General features: G+C 53.9%; 1 protein-coding gene and 1 pseudogene. One reads left to right on the top strand and one right to left on the bottom strand.

Annotation, left to right across the window (positions count from 1 at the left end):
• Window positions 1-227, top strand: a pseudogene (locus HFD97_RS22020) (lytic transglycosylase domain-containing protein); the annotation flags it as partial.
• A gap of 22 nt (window positions 228-249) precedes the next feature.
• Here HFD97_RS22020 and HFD97_RS22015 read toward each other — a convergent pair.
• The coding region (locus tag HFD97_RS22015) for a DUF932 domain-containing protein (protein WP_167432556.1) at window positions 250-471 on the bottom strand (222 nt) is incomplete at its 5' end.

Genomic DNA, 471 nt, shown 5'->3' with positions numbered 1-471 from the left:
GAAACTTCAGGCAGTACGGCAGGAACTGGGACAGCGTCGGGATGTACAACACCGGCCCGAACCCGAAGCTGATCAAACAGCGTCGTGAATATGCGGCCATTATCAAAAGTATTTACCGCGTGCTGATTGCACGGGATGAGGTTTATACCGCAATGGCGCAGCGGAATAAAAAAGTGCCCGCGCCGGAAACGTTTCTGGCTGCGGACGTGATGCCTGACAAAAAATAACCCCGGCGCGCCGGGGTTATTTTCATGATTTGAGTTTTGCGAACTCCTCCGCCATTTTCCACAGCGCCTGATTCAGTTTTATATCGCCGTCGATGCCGGTTACCGGACGGGTGGTGGTTCTTTTTCCCTTCGCCGTTCTGCCGGGCACACCCCCCTTAATCAGATTCTCCTGCACGATATTAAACGCGGTCCACAGGTCGGTGCCTTTGTCATACCAGGCACGCGGCTGAATAATACGCTCAGC

This window comes from Pantoea sp. EKM103V (assembly GCF_011800365.1).
GTDB classification, from domain to species: Bacteria; Pseudomonadota; Gammaproteobacteria; order Enterobacterales; family Enterobacteriaceae; genus Pantoea; species Pantoea anthophila.
The sequence above is the reverse complement of the archived record's forward strand: the minus strand, read 5'-3'. Positions and strand labels throughout refer to the sequence as shown.